We start from the raw sequence: 22141 nt of genomic DNA, 5'->3' as shown, positions 1-22141 counted from the left end.
TTCGTGTTGGCGTCTACCGGATCGTGCGGCTCACGAGGCCGAGGCGACCGTGTCGTTGGCGCAGCGCAGCACGGGCCGGCCGCTGACCTCGGCCACGTCCACCGGCCGGGTCAGCCCGGTGATCTCGAACGTGTGCGACTCCCCCGGCAGCAGCGTGACCAGCATGTCGTCCACGACCGCGGCCGGGTCGAGCCGGTCGGCGAACAACGCGAGGTCGCGCACCAGCGTTCGCGTCGTGACGGTCACCCGGGTCACCGGGCCGTCGGCGCTCACCTCGACGTCCCAGTCCGGGGCGGGGTAGGCGAGGTCCTTGTCGGCGGCGAAGAACCACGTGGCCCGCCGGTCCCCGGCGGTGACCACCAGGTATTCCGTGGACGGGTCGGTGGTGGTGGCCACGTCGACCGGCACCCGCACCGCCGCCGTGGCGCCCGGCTGCACGCTCACCGAGGTCGACCAGTTGGCGAGCACCTCACCGGAGAACGTACGGCGTTCGACCGACAGGCCGGTCTCCCACACCCCGCCGTCCCCGAGCGCTTCGCCGGCCCCTGTCAACCCCTCGTTGACAAGGAACGCCGTGAGGCCCTCCGGACGGGGCTGGACGGTGACCAGCCGCGGGTCGTACACCTTGCGCAGCGCGTACCACAAAGGCTTGGGCCGGGCGTCGCCGTCGACGGCCGCCCAGGAGGTCACCGGCCAGCAGTCGTTGATCTGCCACACCACCGTGCCCATGCACCGGCCCCGGTGCGAGCGGTAGTGCTCGATCCCGACGGTGAGCGCCCTTGCCTGGTTGAGCTGGGTGAACCAGTGCCAGTCCTCGACGTTGCCCGGCTCGGGGAAGTGCGGTGCGATGCCGCGGGCCAGCTTGGCGTTGCCGTCGGTGGCCTTCTGGTGGCTGAGTACGCCGGGCGAGTCGGCCGCCAGCGGCTCGTCGTGCACCGCGCGGGTCAGTGTGGCCCAGGTGGGCGGGCCCTGCCAGCCGAACTCCGCCACGAACCTCGGGACGTAGTCGCGGTAGACGGAGTAGTCGACCTGGTTCCACACGTCCCAGACGTGCTTGCAGCCGTGCTCGTCGACGTTGGGGTGACGGTCCATCGAGCCGGAGTAGGGGCTACCGGGCCAGTACGGCCGGCTCGGGTCGGTCTCGCCGACCACCCTGGGCAGCAGGTCGAGGTAGTACCCCTCGCCCCAGGTGCGGTCGCCGACCTTCGGCTGCCAGCCCCAGTCGAACCACGCCCAGATGTTCTCGTTGTTGCCGTTCCACAGCACCAGGCTCGGGTGCGGCATCAGCCGAGCGACGTTCTCCCGCGCCTCGGCCTCCACCTCCTCCGCGATCGGCGACTCCTCCGGGTAGGACGCGCACGCGAACAGGAAGTCCTGCCAGACGAGGATGCCCAGCTCGTCGGCGGCGTCGTAGAAGGCGTCCTGCTCGTACAGGCCGCCGCCCCACACCCGCAGCAGGTCGATGTGGGCGTCCCTGGACTGCTGGAGCCGGGTGCGGTAGCGGGCCGCGTCGACGCGGGACGGGAAGCAGTCGTCGGGGATCCAGTTGGCGCCGCGGGCGAAGACCGGCACGCCGTTGACCACGATCGTGAACGCCGAACCCGCCTCGCCGTCGGCGGCGTTGTCAGGGTCGGCAGGGCCATCAGGAGTGGTGTCAAGCTCCACCTGACGGAAGCCGACGCGGCGCGACCAGCCGTCCAGGCCACCTCCGGAGCCGTCCGACAGCTCGACGGCCAGGTCGTACAGCGGCTGCTCGCCGTGCCCGTGCGGCCACCACAGCCGGGGGCTGTCGACGCTCAGCTCCACCTCGGCGCTGGTGGCACCGGCCGGAATCCCCACCTCTGCCTGGGATCCCGCCACGCTCGCGGCCAGCGTCAATCCGGACTTGACGCCGGCCGCGCCGCCGTCACCGGCTGCGGTCGCGGTCCCGGCGTACTCCACGTCGGCGAGTACGCGGACCCGGCCGGCGGTCGCGACGTCGCGGCCCTCACCCAGGTCGACGTCCACCACGGGACGGACCCTGGCCAGCCGGGCGCCGCTCCAGCTGTGCAGCCGGATCGACTTCCAGATGCCCGCGGTGACCAGCACCGGGCCCCAGTCCCAGCCGAAGTTGCAGGCCATCTTGCGGATGAAGTTGAACGGCTCGGGGGTGGCGGAGTTGGGGCCGGGCAGGTCGCCGAGCTTGTCCCGCAGCTGCTCGGCGTACTGCTGCGCCGACGCGAACGTCACCACCAGTTCGTTGCGGCCCTCCCGCAGCTTCGCGCCCACGTCGAACCGGTAGGAACGGTGCATGTTCTGGGTGGTGGCGACCACCTCGCCGTTCAGCTCGACGGTGGCCACGGTGTCCAGCCCGTCGCAGACCAGGTCGGTGCGGTCCGAGCCGTCCGGCGTCCAGTCGAACGTGGTGCTGTAGCGCCAGTCGGCCCGGCCGATCCAGCCCAGGTCGTACTCGTTCCGGTCGAGGTAGGGGTCCGGGATCAGGCCCGCCGCGAGCAGGTCGGTGTGCACGCTGCCCGGCACCGTTGCCGGCACCGTGGCGTCCGCAACCTCCCGGGGAACGCCGTCGGCCTCCCCCACCACCCGCAGCGTCCAACCCTCGTGCAGTTCTCGCCACTGACTCATCCGCGAATCCTCCTGCCCGCTCCACCGGCCCCGGCCGACGGACCGCCGACCCGGCTTGCCTCGAGGTCGCGACCGACCCGGTCGTCGTCGACCGGCCGGTGATCGACCGCTCCTACCTTCCCGCATCCGGGCCGGGAGCTTGTCACCGGGCAAACCCCTTGCGCGCCGGTTGCGCCCGGCGCACTATTGTGCCAAGTTCTCGGTACAAAGAGGTCCGGCACGAAGCCGGCCCACAAAACGGGGGTTCGACGATGGGTTCTCTTGGAGTGACGGAGCTGGTGATCTACGGCGCCGTCGTGGTGCTGCTCGGCGTACTCGTCTGGAAGTTCGCCTTCCGGGTCGGCCCTGTGCAGGGCTTCGTGATGCTGCAGCGGTGGGGCATCGCCGAGCCGACCCGGGAGCAGAGCGAGGCCGCAGCGGACTACCTGCGTGAACGACGGCGCCTCTACCCGCTGGTGCTGATCGTGCTCGCGATCCTGCTGACCTTCGCCTACCGGCTTGCCGGACAGGGGACGGTCGGCACCATGGCCGTTCTGCTCGGCGCTCTGGTCGGCACGCTCCTGGTCGGTGAACTCGTCGCGGGTCTGCGGCGCCCGGCGTCCACCGCCCGGGTCGCCACCCTGGTGCCGCGACGGCTGACCGACCTGGTGCCACGTGCCTGGCTGGCGGGCGCTGCCGCAGTCTTCGTACTGGCTGCCGCCTGCGTCGTGCCGGCGCTCGGTGTACAGGCGTGGGCGGACGACGTCCACGCGTGGGCCGATCGCAACCCGGGCCGGATCGGCCCGCACGGAGTACTCACGCCGGACGCGCTGAGCTCGCTTCCACGCGGCAGCGGTGCGATCTGGCTGACCCTGGCCCTGCTGGTTCTCGTCGCCGTCAGTGTCGCGGCGGTCGTACGGCTGACCCTGACCCGCGCACCTCTGGCCGCGGACGCCGCCGTCGACTCCGCCCTGCGGATCCGTACCGCACGGCTGGCCACCGGAACGGCGGTACTGCTGGTTCTCGGCCTGTCCGGGACCTTGACGGAGCGGATCGTCGAAGGCACGGACCCCATGACGACTGGATCGCCGCCGGTCGCTCCCGGCTTGCCCGTCCTCGACTCCTGGCTGATGTCGGCCTGGTCGGTCGTCAACGCCGTCAACATCGCCTACATGCTTGCCGGTCTGGTCGTCTGGTGCGGCCTGATCTCGCCGTGGCGACGCCGGCAGCGGTTGGTCGAGGCCACCCGGTGAGCTCCTCCTCCCCCTCCTCCTCCTCGTCCGGTCCGGCCGCGTGGATCACCGTCGACGTGGCCGAGGGCGTCGCGCCCTGGCGTCAGGTACGCGACCAGATCCTCGGCCTGGTCGAACGCGGTCAGCTTCCGATCGGCGCCCGGCTGCCCGCGATCCGTCAGCTCGCCACCGACCTCGGCATCGCTCCCGGCACGGTCGCCCGCGCCTACAAGGAACTCGAGGGCGACGGCATCCTGGCCACCGCACGCCGGCACGGGACGGTGGTCGCCGCCGCCCCGGCCGGCGCGGCCGACCCGCTGAGGTCGGCGGCGCAGGACTACGTCGACGCCGCACGCGCCCTCGGCGCCGACGCCCGCACCGCGGTGGCCATGGTGCAGCGGCTCCTCGATCGGCCAGACTGATCGACATGCCGACCGGAGCGTCCCAGTCCACCTCGCAGCTCGACCTGTCCCAGCCCCCGGCCCAGACCTCGGCCCAGCCTGCCGTGGCCGCGGTCGGCCGGGACCTCGACGCCGACCTCGACGCCCTGCCCGGCCGGGCCTCGGTGTGGTTCGGCCGGCCCGGGCATCCACCCGCGTACGTCCGCGAACCCGACGCCACCCACTACGCCGCCAGCACCATGAAGGTCGCGGTGCTGGCGGCGGCGTACCGGCTGGCCGACGAGGGCCTGCTCGACCTGGACGAGCAGGTACCGGTGCACGACGACTTCGAGTCCGCGACCGGCGACGGGAGCAGCTACCACGCCACCGCCGACTACGACAGCGATCCCGAGCCGTGGGCGCTGCTCGGGCAGTCGGCGAGCCTGCGCTGGCTGGCCCGGCGGATGATCGTACGTTCCAGCAACCTCGCCACCAACCTCGTCCTGGAACGAGTCGGACTGCCGGCCGTGGCCGCCGCGTGGTCGGTCGCCGGGGCGCGCCATTCGGTGGTGGCCCGCGGAATCCAGGACTACGGCGCGGAGCAGGCAGGCCTGTCCAACCTGGTGACCGCTGCCGACCTCGCCGGCCTGCTCACCGCCCTCTACGACGGAACCCTCGCCTCTCCCCAGGCGTGCGCGCAGATGCTGACCGTGCTGCTCGGCCAGGAGGTGACCGAGGACGTCGTGGCCGGGCTGCCGGCCGGCACACCGGTGGCGCACAAGAACGGCTGGGTGGACGGGGTCCGGCACAGTGCGGCGCTGGTGCTGCCCGGCGACGCGCCGCCGTACGTCCTGGTGACGTGCGTCAGTGCCGACCTCGACGAGGAGGCCGGATGCGCGGTCGTGGCGAGAGTGGCCGCCGCGACCTGGACGGTGCGGGCGAACGCCACTACCGCCTGAGCGGGTGCCGCGTCCCCCGTTCCGCGTGACTGATAACTCCCTGTTACTGAATCTCTGAAAAATGTCACGGAAAGTCTTGCGCGCGGTCGCGTGCTGTTGGTAGTCGTATGAACACCTGAAGTGTGCGTGGGTTTCGACGGAGGAGGGAGCCGCCGATATCCGCCACGACCGGCAGGTGGCACGGTCGCCGAAACCCCGGGCGGCACCGGTCCACCTGGGTTCCCGGGTGCGCGCGTTACTGCGGGAGGACGAAACACCGGTGACGTCACACGAGGACGACCTGCCCGAGGTGCTCTCACGACTGCGGCCTCGAATCCGGCCAGAGCTGGGGTTCCGGTGCCCGGTCTCGCTCCGACGTCCGGGGAGGTGCTGACTGTGTACCCACCCGACGACGCGGTATTCGCCCGAATCGATGTGGTGTTCACCCGAATCGTCGCTCCGACGGAGGTGCCCGGCCCGCGCAGGCTGGTCCCGTCGGCGGTGGACCCGCGATCGGGCGCCGGTTCTGGTTCGGGCTCGAGCGCGCCGGATGCCGCCGAGGGCGGCCTCCGGGTCCGGGAGTCCGCCGGGGAGGACCCGGCCGAGGAGCCCCCACCGGGTGAGACCCTTCGGCAGTGGGTACGCCGCCACTCCGCCGGTAGTGCGGGCGTACCCGCCGACCTGGCCGTGGCGATGGCCCGCCGGCTGGTCGCCGCCGTCGGCGCCGCCCACCGCGCCGGCTGCCCACTGGGCGACCTGTCACCGGACCGGTTCGTGGTGCACGTCGACGGCTCGCTGACGGTCTCCGACCCGTGCCCGTCGACCGCGTCCTTGGCAGCGGGATCTTTCGCGTACGCCGGGCCGTTCCGCGACCCGGCATCGGACGGTTCGGGTTCGGTCGCCGCCGACCTCTACGGCCTGGGCTGCCTGTTCTTCCTGCTCGCGACCGGCACCGATCCGCTGCTGCCGGCCGACGACCCCGACGGCACCACCGGCACCACCGGCACCACCGGCACCACCGGCACCGACGATCCGCAGGCGCTCCGCCGCTGCCGTCGCGACCGGTTGGCTGCCTGGCTGGCGGTGATCGCGCCGTACGGCGACACGGCACGGCTGTTCGCACCGGCGATCGGCGAACTGCTCGCCCCGCGCCCCGCCGACCGGTGCGACCTCGCGGCGCTCGAACGCCTGCTCTGCGACCCGGTGCCCGAGCAGCCCGTGACGCCCATGCCGGCACCCTGCGTACCCGCGACCGGTCAGCCCGGCGGGGACGAACTCCTCGCCGACGGGCTCGACCACCTCACCACCCGGATGCGCCCCGACGGCGACCGGCTGTGGCCTACCGGCACCGAGGGATCCCGCACCGATCCGTGCGACGTCCAGCACGGCGCCGCCGGCGTCCTCGCCGTACTCCTGCGCGCGCACGGGCACGGTGCGTCCTTCGACCTCGCACCGGTCACCCTGGACGCCGCCGCGCGCAAGGCCGCCGGGTGGCTGGCCGAGCGGGCCGAGTGCGCCGGCCGGACGGGCCCGCCGCTGCCCGGGCTGTACTCCGGGCGGGCCGGGGTGGCCTGGGTGCTGGGCGAGGCGGCGGCGGTTCTGGGTGAGCCCCCGCTGCACACCCAGGCGGAGCGGCTGGCCCTGCGGTTGCCGACCAGTTGGCCGACCGCCGACGTCGCGCACGGGCTGGCCGGGGCGGCGCTGACCCACCTGCACCTGGCCGCGCTCACCTGTGACGACGCCAGGCCGACCGTCCGGGACACCCGGTTCGGTGCACGGGCCGCCGGCTACGCCCAGGCGCTGTGGTCGGCGGCCGAGCCCGGGCCGCACGGCCCCACCTGGCCCGCCCGCGTCTCCTCTGCCGGACCCGAACCCGCCGGTGGGCCGTACGGCTTTGCCCACGGTGTCGCCGGCATTGGCTACACCCTGCTCGCCCTGGGCACCGCGCTGGACGACTCGGCAGCGCTCACCCTGGCGGGCGAGGCCGGCGACGCGCTGTGCCGGGCGGCGCACACCGACGACGACGGCGCGGCCTGGTGGCCGGCCGGTCCGCACGAGGCCGGCTGGCGGCCGCACTGGTGCAGCGGTTCGTCCGGCGTGGGCACGTTCCTGCTCAGGTTGTACGCCGTCACCGGTGAGCAGCGCTTCGCCGAGTACGCCCGCGCCGCGGCCGGCGCCGCCTACCGCGCCCGCTGGACCGCGTCACCGGTCGCCTGCCACGGGCTCGCCGGCGACGGGGAGTTCCTGCTGGACGCCGCCGAACTCCTCGACGACCCCACCTACCGGGCCTGGGCCGAGGACCTCGTTCCGCTGCTCGCGGTTCGGCACTGCCGGCGCGGCGGGAAGGTGCTCGTCGCCGACGACACGCTGACCGGAGTGGTCGCCGACTACAACGTCGGCCTGGCCGGGGTGCTGGCGTTCCTCACCCGGCTGCGGTACGGCGGCCGGCGGATGTTCCTGGTCGACGAACTGCTGGTGGACGACCACCTCTGGGGCCGGTCCGCCCGGCGGTGATGTCACGGGCGCGGCGGGTGCATCGTCCTGGCAGGCGTACCCCGTACCGACGTGAGCATCCGGAGGAACGCAGACCATGGCCGAGAAATCCTCGGGGACATCCTCGAGCACCGTGGGGGCGCCGTTCGCGCGGTTCGCCCGCCAGCGCACGGTCGTGCTGACCACCTTCCGGCGTGACGGCACCCCGGTCCCGACGGCGGTCCACGTCGTCGTCGACGGCCCGCACGCCTACTTCCGTACCTACTCCGTTGCCGGCAAGGCCAAGCGGCTGCGGCGCGACCAGCGGGTCGAGATCGCGCCCTCCACCACACGCGGGCAGCCGACGGGCCCGGCCTCGGAGGCCACCGCCCGGCTGCTGACCGAGGTGGAGGCCGGCCCGGTCCGCCGGCTGCTGCGCCGCAAGTACCCCCTGCTGCAGGGGATCGCCGTGCCGATGACCCACCGGCTCGCCCGCTACCACACGCTGCACTACGAGCTGACCACGCGGGAGCAGTCGGCCGCCTGAGCGGTGCGGATCCGCCCGCCGGGACTCGTACTGCTGGAGTCGCGTGGCAGAAGTCGCGTGCCGCGGGGGGGCGATCTGGTCTGCTGGACACGTGGGTGTGCCCGAACGCTGGTGGCCGGACGGCCCGGCCGAACTCGCAGCGGTCCAGGCCGAGCTCGGCGCCCGCTCCCCCGCGCCCTGGCGGCCGCCCGCCGATCGCCCGATCCGGATCGGCGGCTGCTTCTGCTGCTTCCCCCGCGGGGTGGAGGGCTTCGGCGAGCGCGGTGATCCGCTATGGGTCGCCGCGGTGACGTACGAGGACAGGCGGCGGATCGCCTCGGCCGTCCGCGGCGACCGGGCACGCGCCCCCTACGTCGCCGGGCTGCTGGCCATGCGGGAGGGCCCGGCACTGGCGGCCGCGGTGTCGGAGCTGTCCGTCCTCCCGGACGTCCTGCTGGTGAACGCGACCGGGCGCGACCATCCCCGCGCGGCCGGTCTGGCGTACCACCTGGGCGCGGCCCTGGACCTGCCGACGGTCGGCGTCACCCACCGGCCGCTGCTGGCGACCGGCGACTGGCCGGCCGACGAGGCGGGCGCCGCCGGCACGCTGACGCTGGCGGGTGCACCGGTCGGGGCGTGGGTACGCACCCGCGCCGGTCGCCGTCCGCTGGTCGCCCACGCCGGCTGGCGAACCGATCCCGGCACCGCCGTGGAGGTCGTACGACAGGCCACGGGAACCGCCCGCACTCCCGTCCCGCTGCGGGAGGCGCGCCGACTCGCCCGACGCGCCCGGGCACTACGGTGACGGGCATGCCCGCTCCGGATCTTTCCGTCTCCGCGACGTCGGCCGTCCGGGTCGCCGCCACCTGCCTGTGGACCGGCCCCGACGCGCCCCGCGAGATCGACGCCCCGATCGTGGCCGCCGTACCCGACCCGCGCGGCTGGGCCGCCGGTCTGGACGTGCCGGCCCGCCGCGACCTCGACGACCGGGTGCTCACCCAGCTGCTGGCCGGTGAGCCGGTGGAGGTCCTGGAGGAGCGCGGTGACTGGCTACGGGTGGTCGCGCCCTGGCAGCCCTCCGACCTGGACCCGCGCGGCTACCCCGGCTGGGTGCCCCGGGCACACGTGGCGCAGGCCGCAGCCCCGGCTCGCAGGGAGGCGGTCGTCACCGTCGAGTCCGTACACCTCGAGCCCGACCCGGAAAGCGGCCGGGACGACCTGCCCGCCGAACTCACCTACGCCACGATCCTTCCCGTACTCGCCGAGCCCGGCGACGCCGAGAGCACCGGATCGACGCAGGCCGGGTCGACAGAGGCCGGGCTCGGCCCGCGGGTGCGGGTCGCGCTGCCCGGCGGCGGTTCCGGATGGGTGGACGCACGGGCCTGCACGGTCCGGCCGACCGGTGACGGCGCACAGGTCCGGGCCGAGGCCGTGCTCGCTGAAGCTCGGCGGTTCGTGGGCCTGCCCTACCTGTGGGGCGGCATGTCGGCGTTCGGCCTGGACTGTTCGGGGCTGGTGCACATCGCGTTCCGCGCCCTCGGGCGGATCGTCCCCCGCGACGCCCACGACCAGGCCGAGGCGGCGAAGCGGGTCCCGGCGGGCGAGGCCCGGCCGGGTGACCTGTACTTCTTCGCCCGCCCGGAGAAGTCGATCCACCACGTGGGGTTCGCCGACGGTCCCGGCTCGGACGGGACGCTCCTGCACGCACCCGGCACCGGCCAGCAGATCCGGGAGGAGCAGATGACCGCCGACCGGCTGACCACGCTGCTCGACCTCGCCGGCCGGCTGGCCGACTGAGCCGGGACGACCGGCCGGCGTCGGTCGGCCGGTCGCGTGAGCCGGCGTCAGTCGGCGGACCGGCCGCTGCGGGCCGGCTCCTCCTGCCGCTCGCGGCGCTCGGTCCGGCGGCTCTTCGCCAGGCTGGCAACGGTGGTCACCAGCAGCGTGCCGACGATCACCGACAAGGACACCGCGATGCCGATGTCGGGAACGGAGTGCAGCGGCTCGCCGCCGTTCAGGAACGGCAGGTTGTTCTCGTGCAGCGCGTGCATGATGAGCTTGGCGCCGATGAAGCCGAGGATGACCGCGAGCCCGATCGGCAGGTAGACCAGCCGGGTGACCAGACCGCCGATCAGGAAGTACAGCTGGCGCAGCCCCATCAGCGCGAAGACGTTCGCCGCGAAGACGAGGTAGGGCTCCTTGGTGAGGCCGTAGATGGCCGGGATGGAGTCCAGCGCGAACAGCAGGTCGGTGGTGCCGAGCGCGATCATCACCATCAGCATCGGCGTGACCAGGCGCTTGCCGTTCTCCACCAGGGTGAGCTTCACGCCGTTGTACTGGTCGGTCGCCGGGAGGTGGTTCTTCGCCCAGCGGATCAGCACGTTCTCCTTGTAGTCGGAGTCGTGGTCGTTGCCGCTGCGGACGAACTGGACGGCGGTGTAGATCAGGATGGCGCCGAAGATGTAGAAGACCCAGGCGAACGTGTTGATCGCCGCGGCGCCGAGCGCGATGAAGATGCCGCGCATGACCAGCGCCAGGATGATGCCGATCAGCAGCGCGGTCTGCTGGTATGCCCGGGGTACGCCGAACCTGGTGAGGATGACCAGGAACACGAACAGGTTGTCGATCGACAGGCTGTACTCGGTGATCCACCCGGCGAAGAACTCCCCGGCGTACTGCCCACCGGCGAAGAAGTAGACGCCGATCCCGAAGACCACCGCGAGCCCGACGTACATCCCGATCCAGGTGGTGCACTCCCGCATCGACGGCTCGTGCGGCCGGCGGCCGATCACCAGGACGTCGACGAGCAGAACGGCCACCAGGACGCCGATGGTGGCGAACCAGACCCAGGGTTGGATGGTCACGCGCTGAACCTCCGAGAGAAGAAACGATTGCTCCCTCGGAGGTCTCTTCCGCCCGGACTGCGGGCCGACGGCACCGGGCAGGCCGACGCGGAGGCCGACTGACCGTGATGACGATGCCGCCGCGAAGGAATACTCCCCTCACGATGCGCCCCCATTGTCACGTACCCGGGGCGATCAGGCCAACCGGGGCCCGGGAAGCCCTCCTGGGGTGAGTTGCGAACGCCCTAAAGTGGGGCCATGACCTCCACGGTGCTCGAACTGGACCTGACCGTTCCCCTCCTGGAGTCGCCGCCGCAGGACCCCATCGGCGCGGTACTGCACCGGCGCCGCCCGCTGCTGCGGGACCTGGTGGAGGGGTTGCGGCTGGCGGCCTACGACCCGTCGGTGACCGGTCTGGTCGCCCACGTGGGCGGGCAGGGGCCGACGTTCGCGCAGGTGCAGGAGCTGAGGGCGGCGGTGCGGGTGTTCGCCGACGCGGGCAAGCCGACGGTCGCCTGGTCGGAGACCTACGGCGAGTTCGGTCCGGGGACGCTGCCCTACTACCTCGCGTCGGCGTTCGACCAGGTGTGGCTGCAGCCGTCCGGTGACCTCGGCCTGACCGGCATCATGGCGGAGGCCGTTTTTGTCAAGGACGCGTTGACAAAGCTCGGCGTGGTGCCGGAGATGTCGCGCCGGCACGAGTACAAGAATGCCGCGGACACCTTCCTGGCAACGCAGATGAGCGACGCGCACCGGGAGGCGGCCGGGCGGCTGGCGGCATCGGCGATGGAGCAGGTCGTCGACGGGATCGTCACCCACCGGAAGCTGTCCTCCGTGCAGGTACGCGAGCTGGTCGACCGTTCGCCGCTGTCGGCGAAGGACGCGCTCGCGTCGGGGCTGGTCGACCGGCTGGGATATCGCGACGAGGTCTACGCCGACCTGCGCCGGCGGCTCGGCGAGGTCACCTTCCGCTACGTCCAGCGCTACCGCCAGGCCCGGCAGCTGGAGCCCCGCCAGGCGCTGGCCCGGCTCCAGCGTTCCCCCGGCGTCGCCGTCGTGCACGGCACCGGGCCCATCCACCTGGGCCGGTCGAGCCGCCGTGGCCTCGCTTCCACCTCGATCGGCTCCGACACCGCGGCCGGGGCGCTGCGGGCCGCCGCCGCCGACCCGAAGGTCCGCGCGGTGGTCCTGCGGGTGGACAGCCCGGGCGGCTCCTACGTCGCCTCCGACGCCGTACGCCGGGAGGTCGTCCGGGTCCGGGACGCGGGCAAGCCCGTGGTGGTGTCGATGGGCACAGTCGCCGCCTCGGGCGGGTACTTCGTGTCGATGGCGGCCGACAGCATCGTCGCCCAGCCGGGCACCCTCACCGGCTCGATCGGGGTGTTCGGGGGCAAAGCGGTCGTCCGCGACATGCTGGACCGGGTGGGCATCGCCCGTGACGGAGTGACCGAGGGCCGCAACGCCGCGATGTTCTCCGCGTACCACCGGTTCACCGCCGACGAGTGGCGCCGGCTGGAGGACTGGCTGGACCAGGTGTACGACGACTTCACCGCCAAGGTCGCCGTCGACCGCGGCCTGTCGCGCGACCACGTGGAGAAGGCCGCCCGCGGCCGAGTCTGGACCGGCGCCGACGCCCGCGAGCGTGGTCTGGTCGACGAGCTGGGCGGGTTCGAACGCGCAGTGGAGATCGCCTGTGCGCGGGTCGGGATCGGGCGGGAGGAGGCCGCGCTGCGCTACCCCGCCCGGGTCGGGATGGTCGAACGCCTGCGCGGGCCGGAGTCCAGTGAGCGGGCCGCGACTGCCGCTGCCGGGCTCGGGGCGGGTCTGGCCGCGCGGCTGGGTGCCGGCCTGGGTGCCGGGCTGACCGAGGGTCTGGGGCTGCCGGCGACGTCCGGCCCGGCCCGGATGCTCGCCGAGCTGACCTCGGCGTTCGGCCTCGGCCACGCCGGCGTGCTCACCGCGCCCGTGCTGTGGGAACTGCGCTGAGGAGCGCCGGACGACCGGAGCGCCGGGCGACCGTAGTGCCCAGCGCGGGCGGGACGAACGACAGAGGTGGCGAGGCGTAGCGAGGGGCACCAGGGAGCACGGTGAGTGCCGAACCCGGCCGGTGATCGACAGGTCGCGGCGTTCGGGGTGACCCGTGCGCGCCCCGGCCCCGCGCGTCAGGGAAGATGGCGGGCATGGCAACCCGCTCCGACCTCCGTAATGTCGCGATCATCGCCCACGTCGACCACGGAAAAACCACCCTCGTCGACTCGATGCTCTGGCAGTCCGGAGTGTTCCGGGACAACCAGGACGTAAACGAACGAGTCATGGACTCGATGGACCTCGAACGCGAGAAGGGCATCACGATTCTCGCGAAGAACACCGCGGTCCGCTGGCAGACCCCCGACGGCCCGGTGACGCTCAACATCGTCGACACCCCGGGCCACGCCGACTTCGGTGGCGAGGTCGAGCGAGCCCTGGAGATGGTCGACGGCGTGCTCCTGCTGGTCGACGCGTCGGAGGGCCCGCTCCCCCAGACCCGGTTCGTCCTGCGCAAGGCGCTGCGCAAGGGGCTGCCGGTGGTCCTGGTGATCAACAAGGTGGACCGGCCCGACAGCCGGATCGCCGAGGTGGTCGACCAGACATACGAACTCTTCCTCGACCTGCTGGACGACCCCTCGACCGACGCCACCGCGCTGGACTTCCCGATCGTGTACGCCTCGGCGCGGGCCGGCAAGGCCACGCTGGAGCAGCCGGCCGACGGGACCGTCCCCGACACCCAGGACCTGCGGCCGCTGTTCGAGACGATCCTGTCCACCGTGCCGCCGCCCACCTACACCGAGGGCGCGCCGCTGCAGGCGCACGTCACCAACCTCGACGCCTCCCCCTACCTCGGCCGGCTCGCGTTGTGCCGCGTCCACCAGGGTGAGCTGGTCCGCGGCGCGACGGTCGCCTGGTGCCGGGCCGACGGGTCGGTCGAACGCGTCCGGATCAGCGACATGATGATGACCGAGGCGCTGGACCGCGTACCCGCCGACAAGGCCGGCCCCGGCGACATCGTGGCGATCGCCGGCATCGCCGACATCACCATCGGTGAGACGCTGGCCGACCCCGACGACCCGAAGCCGCTGCCGGTGATCCGGGTCGACGAGCCGTCGATCTCGGTCACCATCGGCATCAACACCTCGCCGCTGTCGGGTCAGAGCGGGGACAAGGTCACCGCGCGGCTGGTGAAGAACCGCCTGGACGCGGAGACCATCGGCAACGTCTCCATCCGGGTGCAGAACACCGAGCGGCCCGACACCTGGGAGGTGCAGGGCCGCGGCGAGCTCCAGCTGGCAGTGCTCGTGGAGCTGATGCGCCGGGAGGGGTTCGAGCTCACCGTCGGCAAGCCGCAGGTCGTCACCCAGGAGGTCGACGGCAAGCGGATGGAGCCGGTGGAGCGGGTCACCATCGACGTGCCGGACGAGTACGTCGGCGTGGTCACCCAGCTGCTCGGCCTGCGCAAGGGCCGGCTGGAGCAGATGGTCAACCACGGCACCGGCTGGGTACGCCTGGACTACCTCGTACCCGCTCGTGGCCTGATCGGGTTCCGCACCGAGTTCCTCACCGAGACCCGGGGCACCGGCCTGATCCACCACGTGTTCGAGGGGTACGAGCCGTGGGCCGGCGACCTGCGGACGCGTCCGCGCGGCTCGCTGGTGGCCGACCGGCGCGGCTCGGTCACCGCGTACGCCTGCTTCAACATGCAGGAGCGTGGCACGCTGTTCGTCAAGCCGGGCACCGAGGTCTACGAAGGCATGCTGGTCGGGGAGAACTCCCGGCCCGACGACATGGACGTCAACGCCACCCGGGAGAAGAAGCTGACCAACGTCCGCTCCTCCACCGCCGACGAGCTCGAACGCCTGGTGCCGGCGCGGGAGATGGCGCTGGAGCAGGCGCTGGAGTTCTGCCGCGAGGACGAGTGCGTGGAGGTCACCCCGGCGGCGATCCGGCTGCGCAAGATGGCGCTGGCGCAGACCGACCGGGAGAAGCTGCGCGCCCGCGCCCGCCGCGGCTGAGTGCGGGACCGACCTCTGTCGCCGCCGTACCGCGTCCGCGTGGAACAACCTGCGTAGACAATCTGGCCAAACGATCCACCTCGAACCGGCCCGGCTGAACTGCCGGGCCGGTTCGACGCTTACGGGACACTTACCGGAATCACTGCCGGGGTTACTCCGCGAGGGCGGCGTCGACGGCGTTGCGGAAGTCGTCGTAGGAGCTCGGCGTCAGCTTCCTGCCGTTGAGGAAGAACGTCGGAGTGCCCGAGACGCCCAGCGCCTCGCCGTCCGCGACGTCCTTCCTGATCCGCTTCAGGGTCGCGGGATCGTCGTAGTCCCTGTCGTAGCGGGCGAGATCCAGGCCGAGGTCCGCCGCGAATCCCCGGAAGGTCTGGTCGGCGGGTACCTGCCGTTCGCCCCACTGGGTCTGGGTCTCGTACATCCGCTTGTACATCTGCTCGAACTTCCCCTGCTGCGCGGCCGACTCGACCGCACGTGCGGCGCGTTCGGCGTTGAAGTGGGAGGGGATCGGGAAGTAGCGCACGACGAACGTGACCCGCCCGGCGTACTCCTTGCGCAGGTCCTCCACGATCGGGTAGGCGGCCCGGCAGGCCTCGCACTCGAAGTCGAGGAACTCCACCAGCGTGACGTCGCTGCCGCGTGCCTCCGAAAGCCGGTGGCTGTCGGCGCGAACCAGTCGGGAGTCCGCCGCACTGCCGGCGCCGCTGCTTCTGCCGGTGGCGATCGTTCGTCGTTCGTCGCCGTCGCTCAGCCAGGCGATCGCGAGCACGGCGCCGGCCACGGCGACGAAGGCTCCGATCACCGCGAGGGCGACAGTGCGGCTCTTCTTTCGTTGCTCGGCCGCTCGCAGCGCCTCCAGTTTGGCGCGGCGGGCGGCGCGGTCGTTTCCTTGCGACATGACGTACGTCCAATCTCGTCCATGGGGGTCCGGCGGCCGGGTCGTGCTCGGCGTGCCGGCGGGCCGCGCAGGGCACGGGCGTCCGCGTCGAGACGGACCCGCGGCTGGACGGGAGAGACGTAGCAGGGGCGGGTGGAACTCCGGATCGGTACGGGAATCGCCACCAGGCAAGGGATCCGGGTTTGGGTGACGAGGTGGACCAGAGCCCACCAGATGGTGTCGGCGTGTGCTGCCAGCACGGCGAGTACGGCCGCGACGGCCAGATGGGCGGTGAGCAGGTGGGTGTCCGGCAGCAGCCGGTCACCGGAATGGCCGACCAGTACGAACGCTGCGTGGAACAGCAGCTGCGAGCCGATCGCGGCAAGCAGGAGGTGCACCGGTCCGCGCTGTTTGCCGGCGAGGGCGGCGAAGGTGGCTCCGAGCAGGACCGCCGTGGCGAGGAGGTTCGGCAGGGGCGGAAGGTGCCCGCCTCCGGCGAGGTGACCGGCGACCGCGAGCATCCCGGTGAGGGCGGCCAGCAGTGCGCCACGTGCGCCGCGAAGTGCGCCGGCTCCCGGGTTCATCGCATCGGACCTTCGTGCTGCCGTCCTGGTTTCACCGACGTCCCCGACTCCCGTCGCCTCGCCCGCCTCAGCGCCTGAGCGCGCCTGTAGGTCTGGACGCCTCCGTCGAGCCTAACGATCCGGCCCCGCGGAACGCTCCGAACCACAGCACTCACACCCGGGTCCGCAGCCGCACGCGTCCTCCGCCGGTTGGCCGGCCGGGTCGACCTGGACGTCGGCGAGGCGGGTCACCGGCACCGCGCAGCACGCGTCACCGCGCCAGGCCTCTCGTCCCTCCTTGACCGCGACCGCGGCGATGACCAGCGCGGCGAGCGGGTCGGCCCACCACCAGCCGAAGAGGCTGTTGACCGCGAGCCCGACCAGCAGGACGGCGGACAGGTAGGTGCACAGCAGGGTCTGCTTGGAGTCCGCGACCGCGCTCGCCGACCCCAGTTGCCGGCCGGCGCGGCGCTGTGCGTAGGACAGGCCCGGCATGACGGCGAGGCTGAGGGCGGCCAGGACGAGCCCGACGGTGGAGTGCGCGGCCTGTTCGCCACCGACCAGGGCGCGCAGGGACTCGACGGTGACGTACGCAGCGAGGGCGAAGAAGGAGGTCGCGATGATGCGCAGGGTGACCTTCTCGCGGGACTCGCGGACGGCGTGGTCGCGGGCGGAGAATTGCCAGGCGACCGCCGCCGCGGAACTCACCTCGATCACCGAGTCGAGCCCGAAGCCGATCAACGCGGTGGAGGACGCGGCGTGCCCGGCCGCGATCGCCACCACGGCCTCGATCACGTTGTAGGTGATCGTCGCCGCGACCAGCAGCCGGACCCGCCGGGCAAGTTGGCTCCGGTGTTCGGTGTCGGAGGCCACCGTCAGCCGGCTGGTTAAGACCCTGTCGGCGATCCGATCGGTCAGGGCCGCCATCAGCAGCACCCTTCGGTGTCGGCGTCGGGGCAGGCCGCGGGGTCGACCGCCAGCACCAGGCCGAGCAGGTCGCCCAGTGCGTGGCCAATGCTCGGCTCTGCGAGTTCGTAGCGTGTCCGGCGCCCGTCGGGAACCGCGGTGACCAGGCCGCAGCCGCGCAGGCAGGCAAGGTGGTTGGACATGTTCGTACGCGAGACGTTGAGCAGCTCCGACAGGTCTGCCGGGTAGCCCGGGCCTTCGCGCAGAGCCAACAGGATCCGTGACCTGGTGGGATCCGACAGCGCGTGCCCGAACCTCGACAGCACCTCGGCGTGGGTGGCGACCTTGAGCATGTTCGGGACAGTACACGGAACTGTGAACTCAGCTCAAGCTGAACTCAGCCCCGCCGGGCGTTGCGGCTCCGCGCTTCTGGCTCGGCTCTTCCAGGGCTCGGCGGTTCCCGACTCGGCTGCTCTGGGCAGCGGTTACGGACTCGGCTGTTCCGGGTCCCACAGTTTCACCAGCCCCGGTCCGGGGGAGGTCGGACCCCGGGATGCGAGATCACCGACTGCTGCTCACCGTACTGGTGCTGCCCGGCCTGCTCGCGGTGCTCGCCACCGCGGTCGTCGCCGTGACCGTCTATCACCCACGCCGCGCCAGCCCAGCGGCGGTAGCCGCCGATTCGTGTACCGGACCGGCCCGCCCCGACGCCGTTGGTGTCGTCGACCGCGACGTCGACGCCGGCTCCGATGCCGATGCCGATGCCGATGCCGATGCCGATGCCGATGCCGATGGGAGTGTCGACGGTTGGGCCTGTCCCGCGCCCGAGGCCGCCGTCGATGCCAATGCGGCGTTGACACTTCGCCACGGACCGGTGATGGCCTCGCTGCTGACGAAGTACGGCGAGCGGCAGTGCCTGCCGGTCGGTTGCTGGACCCGGCTGTCCCAGCAGTGGGCCGAGGGCGACTTCACCATCCGGTACGGCATCGACGACCACGGCCGCCGCGTCACGCTCGGCACGGTGACGTTGTTCGTCGAGGACCGGCTCCAGGGTCCGTTGACCGTCAGCCGGCGACAGGTCCTGACGGCCAGCGGTCCGGGGATCCGCGACGCTGGGATCGAGGGTGAACGGTTGTACCTCTCCGGCCGGTGCCCGCAGGGATGTGCAACCGGGCACGGAAGGACCTACGCGTGCCGCGCGCCGGTCGCCCGGCGGGACGGGCGGTTCGTCTGGACCGGACCGGCCTATCAGGGCGCGGCGGACGTGGCGTACGGGAGCATCGTGCACGAGTTCACCTGGCGCGACGCGGGCGGGCGGCCAGGTCGGTGGTTCTTCTGGGTGAAGGGCGTCACCGTCCTCCGCGAGGACAATGCGGACTTCCTGTACGCGAGTCCGGACAGGCTGCCGACGTCCCCGTACCAAACCGCATGGCGCCCCGACTGACTGCGCCCGGCCCGACGGTGCCCGACGGGCACTCCGCCCGGTCCGCCGGTGCTCAGACATGCGTGCGCACGTTCACGGTCGCTGAACTTTCTGGTGGACGTCCACCCACTCGGGCGGGATGTACTCGGGGTGGCCGTGGCTGCCCATCCGCACCTGCCAGCCCTTGTGGTGCACGAACGTGTGATGGGACTTACACAAGAGCACTCCGTTCGCGAGATCGGTCGGCCCGAAGTCGTCCCAAGCCGTCATGTGGTGGGCGACGCAACGTCGTTCTGGCACCTGGCATTCGGGGAAGTGACAGTGGGACCCGTCGCGGACGGCAAGGGCCCGGCGTTGGGCTTCGGTGAAGAACCGGTCGGCCATCCCCACGTCGAGGACCTCCCCGTCGCCGCCGAGGACCACCGGGATGACGTTCGCGTCGCACGCCATCCTCCGGATCGTCGCCACCGAGACCGGCTCCCCGCGCAGGCCGGAGATGCGGGCCGATCCGCCACCGCCGCACTTGTTGCAACCGTCGCGGGGATCGATGGAGCCGTTGTCGATAGGGGTGCCGCGGTCGTAGCCGTCGGTTGAGGCGTGGGGGTCGAGGGCAGCCTCCGGTTCCGCCGCACCCTCCTCGAATTCGGGTTCGGCGTCATCGTCTTCCGCTCCGAGGTTGCAGTCCTCGGGTCCGGTATGTGGTTCCGGATTCCCGTTGTGTGGTTCGGGTTCCGGGTCGTGCCCGGGTCCCGGTTCAGCTTCGGGGGCGGTTCCGGTGGCGGTGTTCGGTTGTGGGGGCTGGCCGGGTTCTCGCGGTGCGGGTATCCGCTCCGCCGCCCCGGTCGGCGGGTCCGGCTGGTCGGTTGGTGGTTTCTCGTTGTCTGGTTGATCTTTCCCGGCAGCCGCTGTGGTCTCCGCGGCAGTGGGAGCCGCCTCCGGAGCATCGGTACCGGCCGGGCTGTTGGCCTGGACGGGATCGCTGTTCACGTCCGGGTCGCCGAAGTCGGCAGCCTCGGCGGTTTCGCCGGGGCCGCTCGTGCCGTCGGCGTCGTCGGCGGTCTCGCTGGCCTTGGCCTTGCTGGGCTCGGCGTCCTCAGACGTGGCGGCCTCGGTGCCGGGACTCATACCCGGCTTGGTGGTCTCGGCCTTGTCGGGCTTGGCGCTCTCGCCATCGCCGGCACGCTCGCCGGGTTCGGCGTCTGTGGTGCCGCCGCGACTCGCGCCCCGCCCGGACTCCCCGGACTCCCCGGACTCCCCGGACTCCCCGGACTCGGAAGTCTTGCTGCGCTTGGCGTTCTTGCGGGCCTTGCGCTCGGCGTTCTGGCGCTGTGCCTGGCGTTTGGCGTCGGGGGTCTGGCAGCCACACGGCATGGGGCGGACGGGGTTGAGGTCGTCGATGGTGCCGAACCCGATGCCGTTCATGAGTTGCTGCAGGTGGATCAGGACGGTGACGCAATCGCGTCCGCGGCCACGATTGGGTGAGGCTTCCCACTCGGCCATCGCGGCGACGAGTTCGGCGAACGCGTCACCGCGGCGTTGGTCGAGCGGCCGGTCGTCGGGTTCGGCGCGCTTGTCGGCGGCGACGAGTGCTTCGATGATCTTGCGGAGTTGTTCCATCTCCAGCACCGGCAGCCTGATCACCACCGTCTCCGAACCCGGAACACCGTTGGGCCGGTAGAACAGGGACCGGCTGCGTTCGGCGGCACGTTCGGCGGCGTCGAGTTCCTTCCCCAGCCGCTCCTCCCACTCCTCCGGTGCGATGACCCGCAACAGGTGCCAGCCGAGGATCCGCACGTCGTCGGGGTTACGCCGCCGCGACTCCGCGATCAGGTACTCCTCGGCCGCCGCGCGTTGTTCGAGGCTGACCCACTTGGGCAGGTCCTTGATGGCCCCGGCGATGACCTGCGCATGCCGAAACGACAACTCCCCGCGGGCCAGTGCCCGGGCGGTGAGGGTGATGGTGCGGTCCAGGTCACGGGCCAGCGCGACGGTGGCGTAGGAGTCGTTCTTGCCCATCCGCTGACTGTTACGCAGCCACGCCGCCGTGGTCGCCGCACCCGTGGTTTTGCCGATGTCACAGGCCTCGGCCTATCGGACCAGCTGCAGCTTCAGCGCGGACATCATCGCCTCGTCGGCGCTGTGCAGGTCGAACAGCCGGCCCATCCGCTCGGCCCGCAACGACAACTTCGGCGCGGCCAGCGCGTCACCGAGAACGGCGTGGACCTCGAGCAGCGCAGCCTCCAGCCGCTGTTCGGCGTCGATGCCGCCGTCCCAGCCCGGAGGATCCTGCACTGTCGAACTCATGCACGAATGCTACCGACCACCACCGACAGGGATCCGTTGTCCACAAAAGAGACCCCGAAACAGCGCCGATCCGCTACCTGTGGACAAAACCTGGTCGAGGCAAGGTCGGAAAGCCGGCCCGGTCGAACAGGAGGACGCCGCCCTACGCGGCGGCGGTCGTGCTGGCGCGGCACTCCCGCGTGAGAACGACGACCGGGCACTGTGCCTGGTGCAGCAGCGCCTGGCTCACCGAGCCCAGCAGCATTCCGGTGAAGCCGCCACGTCCACGCGCACCGACCACGACCAGGCCGGCGGATGCGGACAGTTCGATCAGGTGCCCGGCGGCGTGGCCCATCAGTACCCGCTCCTCGATCGGCAGGTCGGGGTACTTGTGCCGCCACCCCGCGAGCGACTCCTCCAGCAGGCGCAGCCCGGCGGCGGTGTCGGCGGCACCGGACCGTGCGCCCCGCCCCTGCCGGACCACGTGCACGGCGAGCAGTCGTGCGTGCCGGCGGGCCGCCTCCTGCACCGCCGCCTCGACCGCGACCGCGCCGAGCGGAGATCCGTCCACCCCGACGACGACGAGGTTGTCGGCGCGTTCGGGTGACAGGGTGCCGCGGACCACCACGACCGGAGCCTGGGACCGTGCGGACAGCTCGATGGTGAGCGAACCCGCCAGGGCATCGGCCACCGAACCACGGCCGGCCGTACCCACCACGACGTACGTCGCGTCGCCGCTCAGATCCACCAGCAGGGGAAGGGGAAAGTCCGTCTCCACCGTGGTCGCGATCTCGATGTCGGGTGCCGCGTCCCGCGCCGTTCGTACCGCCTCCTCCACCAGTGAGTCCGCGTGGGCGCGCAGCCCACCCTCGGGACCCATCTCCCACATCGCGGTGGGGATGTGCAGCAGCGGCCAGGCGAACGCGTGCACCAACCGCAAGGGCGCCTTGCGCAGGGCCGCGGCGTCGGCCGCCCAGGCCACCGCGTCAAGCGAGCCTTGCGTACCGTCGACGCCGACCACGACCGGTTTCGGTGTTTCGGTGGACATGCG

19 protein-coding genes are annotated in these 22141 nt (G+C 72.0%); 10 read left to right on the top strand and 9 right to left on the bottom strand.

Features of this window, described 5'->3' with window-relative positions:
- Positions 1–30 precede the first annotated feature (30 nt).
- The gene (locus FHR37_RS11015) at positions 31–2622 is read right to left on the bottom strand and encodes a glycoside hydrolase family 2 protein (RefSeq protein ID WP_092882831.1); all 2592 of its coding nucleotides are present in this window, start codon (positions 2620–2622) and stop codon (positions 31–33) included.
- A gap of 251 nt (positions 2623–2873) precedes the next feature.
- Between FHR37_RS11015 and FHR37_RS11010 the strand changes: the two genes are divergently transcribed.
- From FHR37_RS11010 to FHR37_RS10980, 7 genes are all read left to right on the top strand, one after another.
- On the top strand, positions 2874–3854 hold the full coding sequence (locus tag FHR37_RS11010; RefSeq protein WP_139238891.1) for a hypothetical protein: 981 nt from the start codon (positions 2874–2876) through the stop codon (positions 3852–3854).
- Entirely contained in the window at positions 3851–4255 is a 405-nt protein-coding gene (locus tag FHR37_RS32410; RefSeq protein WP_202818011.1) for a GntR family transcriptional regulator, read from the top strand. Before FHR37_RS11010 ends, FHR37_RS32410 begins: the two co-directional genes overlap by 4 nt.
- Before the next feature lie 5 nt (positions 4256–4260).
- A complete protein-coding gene (locus FHR37_RS11000; protein WP_092882833.1) occupies positions 4261–5172 on the top strand; it encodes a serine hydrolase in 912 nt (303 codons plus the stop codon).
- 375 nt (positions 5173–5547) lie between these two features.
- A complete protein-coding gene (locus FHR37_RS33060) occupies positions 5548–7665 on the top strand; it encodes a lanthionine synthetase LanC family protein (RefSeq protein ID WP_139238892.1) in 2118 nt (705 codons plus the stop codon).
- Positions 7666–7741: 76 nt separating this feature from the next.
- Positions 7742–8170, top strand: a complete 429-nt coding sequence (locus FHR37_RS10990) for a PPOX class F420-dependent oxidoreductase (protein WP_092882835.1) — start codon at positions 7742–7744, stop codon at positions 8168–8170.
- A 91-nt stretch (positions 8171–8261) separates the two neighbouring features.
- Entirely contained in the window at positions 8262–8954 is a 693-nt protein-coding gene (locus FHR37_RS10985; RefSeq protein WP_237768708.1) for an endonuclease V, read from the top strand.
- A gap of 5 nt (positions 8955–8959) precedes the next feature.
- Positions 8960–9946: a C40 family peptidase gene (locus FHR37_RS10980; protein WP_139238893.1), complete on the top strand. Its 987-nt coding sequence runs from the start codon at positions 8960–8962 to the stop codon at positions 9944–9946.
- A 47-nt stretch (positions 9947–9993) separates the two neighbouring features.
- Here the strand turns inward: FHR37_RS10980 and FHR37_RS10975 are convergent, their stop codons facing one another.
- Positions 9994–11013 (bottom strand): TerC family protein, encoded by a 1020-nt coding sequence (locus tag FHR37_RS10975; RefSeq protein ID WP_092882837.1) that lies wholly within the window; start codon positions 11011–11013, stop codon positions 9994–9996.
- A gap of 237 nt (positions 11014–11250) precedes the next feature.
- On the opposite strand from FHR37_RS10975, the gene sppA reads away from it, so the two are divergent.
- Together sppA and typA are read left to right on the top strand one after the other, a co-directional pair.
- Positions 11251–12978: a signal peptide peptidase SppA gene (gene sppA, locus FHR37_RS10970; RefSeq protein ID WP_092882838.1), complete on the top strand. Its 1728-nt coding sequence runs from the start codon at positions 11251–11253 to the stop codon at positions 12976–12978.
- A gap of 194 nt (positions 12979–13172) precedes the next feature.
- A complete protein-coding gene (gene typA, locus FHR37_RS10965) occupies positions 13173–15038 on the top strand; it encodes a translational GTPase TypA (protein WP_092882839.1) in 1866 nt (621 codons plus the stop codon).
- 151 nt (positions 15039–15189) lie between these two features.
- Here typA and FHR37_RS10960 read toward each other — a convergent pair whose 3' ends face one another.
- The 4 genes from FHR37_RS10960 to FHR37_RS10945 all read right to left on the bottom strand — a co-directional run bounded on the left by FHR37_RS10960 (position 15190) and on the right by FHR37_RS10945 (position 17737).
- Positions 15190–15936: a DsbA family protein gene (locus FHR37_RS10960; RefSeq protein ID WP_092882840.1), complete on the bottom strand. Its 747-nt coding sequence runs from the start codon at positions 15934–15936 to the stop codon at positions 15190–15192.
- Positions 15837–16499, bottom strand: coding sequence for a hypothetical protein (locus FHR37_RS10955; protein ID WP_175542454.1), 663 nt, complete (start codon positions 16497–16499; stop codon positions 15837–15839). The genes FHR37_RS10960 and FHR37_RS10955 overlap by 100 nt, the downstream gene beginning before the upstream one ends.
- A 111-nt stretch (positions 16500–16610) precedes the next feature.
- Entirely contained in the window at positions 16611–17405 is a 795-nt protein-coding gene (locus FHR37_RS10950) for a cation transporter (protein ID WP_092882893.1), read from the bottom strand.
- Positions 17405–17737 (bottom strand): ArsR/SmtB family transcription factor, encoded by a 333-nt coding sequence (locus tag FHR37_RS10945; protein ID WP_092882842.1) that lies wholly within the window; start codon positions 17735–17737, stop codon positions 17405–17407. The genes FHR37_RS10950 and FHR37_RS10945 overlap by 1 nt, the downstream gene beginning before the upstream one ends.
- A 200-nt stretch (positions 17738–17937) precedes the next feature.
- Here FHR37_RS10945 and FHR37_RS10940 point away from each other — a divergent pair, with 200 nt between their 5' ends.
- Positions 17938–18828 carry a hypothetical protein gene (locus FHR37_RS10940; RefSeq protein WP_139238895.1) on the top strand — a complete coding sequence of 297 codons (891 nt, stop codon included), beginning with the start codon at positions 17938–17940 and terminating at the stop codon, positions 18826–18828.
- Between the two features lie 72 nt (positions 18829–18900).
- Here the strand turns inward: FHR37_RS10940 and FHR37_RS10935 are convergent, their stop codons facing one another.
- From FHR37_RS10935 to FHR37_RS10925, 3 genes are all read right to left on the bottom strand, one after another.
- A complete protein-coding gene (locus FHR37_RS10935) occupies positions 18901–20880 on the bottom strand; it encodes a DUF222 domain-containing protein (RefSeq protein WP_330831781.1) in 1980 nt (659 codons plus the stop codon).
- Positions 20881–20895: 15 nt separating this feature from the next.
- The gene (locus FHR37_RS10930; RefSeq protein WP_092884328.1) at positions 20896–21111 is read right to left on the bottom strand and encodes a hypothetical protein; all 216 of its coding nucleotides are present in this window, start codon (positions 21109–21111) and stop codon (positions 20896–20898) included.
- Between the two features lie 142 nt (positions 21112–21253).
- Entirely contained in the window at positions 21254–22138 is an 885-nt protein-coding gene (locus tag FHR37_RS10925) for a universal stress protein (RefSeq protein ID WP_092884594.1), read from the bottom strand.
- Between the last annotated feature and the right edge of the window lie 3 nt (positions 22139–22141).

This window comes from Actinopolymorpha cephalotaxi, from assembly GCF_013408535.1.
Taxonomy (GTDB): domain Bacteria; phylum Actinomycetota; class Actinomycetes; order Propionibacteriales; family Actinopolymorphaceae; genus Actinopolymorpha; species Actinopolymorpha cephalotaxi.
The sequence above is the reverse complement of the archived record's forward strand: the minus strand, read 5'-3'. Positions and strand labels throughout refer to the sequence as shown.

Coding starts and splice junctions, on each gene's coding strand:
- FHR37_RS10950 (WP_092882893.1), bottom strand. CDS start 17,405: ATGGCGGCCCTGACCGATCGGATCGCCGACAGGGTCTTAACCAGCCGG.
- sppA (WP_092882838.1), top strand. CDS start 11,251: ATGACCTCCACGGTGCTCGAACTGGACCTGACCGTTCCCCTCCTGGAG.
- FHR37_RS11000 (WP_092882833.1), top strand. CDS start 4,261: ATGCCGACCGGAGCGTCCCAGTCCACCTCGCAGCTCGACCTGTCCCAG.
- FHR37_RS10925 (WP_092884594.1), bottom strand. CDS start 22,138: ATGTCCACCGAAACACCGAAACCGGTCGTGGTCGGCGTCGACGGTACG.
- FHR37_RS10960 (WP_092882840.1), bottom strand. CDS start 15,936: ATGTCGCAAGGAAACGACCGCGCCGCCCGCCGCGCCAAACTGGAGGCG.
- FHR37_RS10955 (WP_175542454.1), bottom strand. CDS start 16,499: ATGAACCCGGGAGCCGGCGCACTTCGCGGCGCACGTGGCGCACTGCTG.
- FHR37_RS10990 (WP_092882835.1), top strand. CDS start 7,742: ATGGCCGAGAAATCCTCGGGGACATCCTCGAGCACCGTGGGGGCGCCG.
- FHR37_RS10930 (WP_092884328.1), bottom strand. CDS start 21,111: ATGAGTTCGACAGTGCAGGATCCTCCGGGCTGGGACGGCGGCATCGAC.
- typA (WP_092882839.1), top strand. CDS start 13,173: ATGGCAACCCGCTCCGACCTCCGTAATGTCGCGATCATCGCCCACGTC.
- FHR37_RS10940 (WP_139238895.1), top strand. CDS start 17,938: ATGCGAGATCACCGACTGCTGCTCACCGTACTGGTGCTGCCCGGCCTG.
- FHR37_RS11010 (WP_139238891.1), top strand. CDS start 2,874: ATGGGTTCTCTTGGAGTGACGGAGCTGGTGATCTACGGCGCCGTCGTG.
- FHR37_RS10945 (WP_092882842.1), bottom strand. CDS start 17,737: ATGCTCAAGGTCGCCACCCACGCCGAGGTGCTGTCGAGGTTCGGGCAC.
- FHR37_RS11015 (WP_092882831.1), bottom strand. CDS start 2,622: ATGAGTCAGTGGCGAGAACTGCACGAGGGTTGGACGCTGCGGGTGGTG.
- FHR37_RS10980 (WP_139238893.1), top strand. CDS start 8,960: ATGCCCGCTCCGGATCTTTCCGTCTCCGCGACGTCGGCCGTCCGGGTC.